Annotated in this window: 3 protein-coding genes; 2 read left to right on the top strand and 1 reads right to left on the bottom strand. The window is 71.0% G+C overall.

What is annotated here, in order from left to right; all coding sequences use genetic code 11:
* Positions 1-129 precede the first annotated feature (129 nt).
* Positions 130-399, top strand: coding sequence for a hypothetical protein (locus ACWGI8_RS42450; protein ID WP_453668808.1), 270 nt, complete (start codon positions 130-132; stop codon positions 397-399).
* Between the two features lie 7 nt (positions 400-406).
* On the opposite strand, the gene ACWGI8_RS42455 is transcribed toward ACWGI8_RS42450, so the two are convergent.
* Positions 407-1,156 carry a ferritin-like fold-containing protein gene (locus ACWGI8_RS42455; RefSeq protein WP_453668809.1) on the bottom strand — a complete coding sequence of 250 codons (750 nt, stop codon included), beginning with the start codon at positions 1,154-1,156 and terminating at the stop codon, positions 407-409.
* Positions 1,157-1,534: 378 nt separating this feature from the next.
* Here ACWGI8_RS42455 and ACWGI8_RS42460 point away from each other — a divergent pair.
* Positions 1,535-2,970 (top strand): DEAD/DEAH box helicase (locus ACWGI8_RS42460; RefSeq protein ID WP_453668810.1); only part of this gene is annotated, 1,436 nt, incomplete at its 3' end.

A 2,970-nucleotide genomic window follows, 5' to 3' on the forward strand; every position in this document is an offset into this window, starting at 1 on the left:
GTACCGGGTGATCGTCCGGTGATCGCCCCGAGTGCTCTCCGGCTGGTGCGGAGGGTTGCGTTCCGGCCGGTTCGGGTAGGACGGGCTACGACCCGATCTGCCCGTCCGGCGTCCCTGAGGTGATCCGTGGTGATCCTGGAAGCTCTCGGCTCCGTCCTGCTCGGATTCGCGCTCTCCTGGTCAGCCGTACGGCGGCTTCCGGACCGGCTCCCGGCACCCCGCGTCGTGTACACGACGGGCACGCTGGGCGCGCTCTTCGGGGCGTATCTGACGCACGCGGCGCTCGGACCCGGCTATCTCCTCGGCACCCTGGCAGGCGCGCTCTTCGTCGGGGCCGTCACGCTGTCGTTGCTCATCCGCCCGACAGCCCGCCGCCTGCGCCGATCAGCCGCCGTCTGACCTCCGGTCAGGCAGCCAGCCCCAGCGCAGCCATCCGCTTGGTGTGCGCCTTGGTGATACGGGTGAACATCTCGCCCACCGCAGCGAGGTCGAACCCGTCCGCGACCCCGCCGACGAGCATCGTCGACAGCGCGTCCCGCTCCGCGACGACCCGCTGCGCCTGGGACAGCGCCTCGCCCATCAGTCGGCGGGCCCACAGCGCGAGCCGCCCGCCGACCCGCGGGTCCGCCTCGATCGCGGCGCGCACCTTCTCGACGGCGAAGTTGCCGTGACCCGTGTCGTCGAGCACCGCGAGCACCAGCCTGCGGGTGTCGGAGTCCAGCCGTACCGCCACCTCGCGGTAGAAGTCGCTGGCGATCGAGTCGCCGACGTACGCCTTGACCAGGCCCTCCAGCCAGTCGGACGGTGCGGTCTGGCGGTGGAACTCGTCCAGCGCCGCCGCGAACGGCTCCATCGCCTTGGTCGGCTCGGCCTCGATGCCGGCGAGCCGGTCACGCAGCTGCTCGAAGTGGTGGAACTCGGCGGAGGCCATCTTCGCCAGCTCCGCCTTGTCCGCCAGCGTCGGTGCCAGCTTCGCGTCCTCGGCGAGCCGCTCGAAGGCCGCCAGCTCGCCGTACGCGAGCGCTCCCAGCAGGTCCACGACCGCGGCGCGGTACTGGGGGTCGGCGGAAGCCGCGGCCCAGTCCTGGGCGGCGATCCCGGTGAGTTCTTCGGCTGCGTCGGCGGCGGGCGCGGTGGCGTTGTCAGGCGTCTCCATGGAGCGCACAATAGCTCGCCATCCGCGCCGCGGAAGTGCCTGGTCAGCACCCGCCGCCACGCGGTTCCCACGAATTCGGCCAACACACATGCGCGAATCCGGGGTACAGTGGTATTAAGCCTGCCGGATATTTCGGCGGGCCCTCTGAATGAGGATGCCCGGTCGGTGGCCCGATCGGCTCCGACCTGACAGCCCTCTATGCGCAATTTCGCCATATGAGGGGACCTCAGCGGCACGAGCGCTCGAGCGACGGCAGTGGTCCCGCGCCTTTCCGGCCAATCCACGGCCGGCCGTCCAGTACCCAGGTGCGGTAAGACCCAGGTGCGGTAAGACCCCCAGCGTTCGCCTCGCGCCGCGTCTCACAGAAGAGGCAACACCCTGACTACGCAGGCCAAGACTTTCCGAGAGCTCGGGATCCTTCCCGAGACCGCCGAGGCCCTTGAGGCCGTCGGCATCACGTCCCCCTTCCCCATCCAGGAGATGACCCTCCCGGTCGCGCTCTCCGGCACCGACGTCATCGGCCAGGCCAAGACCGGCACGGGCAAGACCCTCGGTTTCGGACTGCCGCTGCTGGAGCGCGTCACCGTCCCCGCGGACGTCGAGGCGGGCCGGGCCAAGCCCGAGCAGCTGACCGACACGCCGCAGGCGCTCGTGGTCGTCCCCACCCGTGAGCTGTGCACGCAGGTCACCAACGACCTGCTGACCGCCGGCAAGGTGCGCAACGTCCGCGTTCTCGCGATCTACGGCGGCCGTGCGTACGAGCCGCAGGTCGAGGCCCTGAAGAAGGGCGTCGACGTCGTCGTCGGCACGCCCGGGCGCCTCCTCGACCTGGCCGGCCAGAAGAAGCTCAACCTCTCCCACGTCAAGGCGCTCGTCCTCGACGAGGCCGACGAGATGCTCGACCTGGGCTTCCTGCCCGATGTCGAGAAGATCATCCAGCTGCTGCCGGCCAAGCGCCAGACCATGCTGTTCTCGGCGACCATGCCGGGTGCGGTCATCGGCCTCGCACGCCGCTACATGTCGCAGCCCACGCACATCCGCGCGACCGCGCCGGACGACCAGGGCGCTACCGTCGCGAACATCACACAGCGTGTGTACCGCGCGCACTCCATGGACAAGCCCGAGATGGTCGCGCGCATTCTGCAGGCCGAGGGCCGCGGGCTGGCGATGATCTTCTGCCGTACGAAGCGTACGGCCGCGGACATCGCCGAACAGCTCGCCCGGCGCGGCTTCGCCTCCGGCGCGGTCCACGGCGACCTGGGCCAGGGCGCGCGTGAGCAGGCGCTGCGCGCGTTCCGCAACGGCAAGGTCGACGTGCTGGTGTGCACCGATGTCGCCGCTCGCGGTATCGACGTCGAGGGCGTCACGCACGTCATCAACTACCAGTCCCCCGAGGACGAGAAGACGTACCTCCACCGCGTCGGCCGCACCGGCCGTGCGGGGGCGTCCGGCACCGCCGTGACGCTGGTCGACTGGGACGACATCCCGCGCTGGCAGCTGATCAACAAGGCGCTGGAGCTGGACTTCAACGACCCGGTCGAGACGTACTCCACGTCGGCGCACCTCTTCGAGGAGCTCGGCATCCCCGCCGGGACCAAGGGCGTCCTCCCCCGTGCCGAGCGCACCCGCGCCGGTCTCGAGGCGGAGGAGCTGGAGGATCTCGGCGAGCCGGGCGGCCGCGGTGCGCGCTCGCGTCCCGCACGGTCCGCGCGTACGACGCCCGAGGAGACCCCGGCCCGCACCCGCACGCCGCGCCAGCGTCGCCGTACCCGCGGCGGGTCGCCGGTGAGCGACGAGGCGGCGGCGGCTGCCGC

The organism is Streptomyces sp. NPDC054841, from assembly GCF_053611045.1.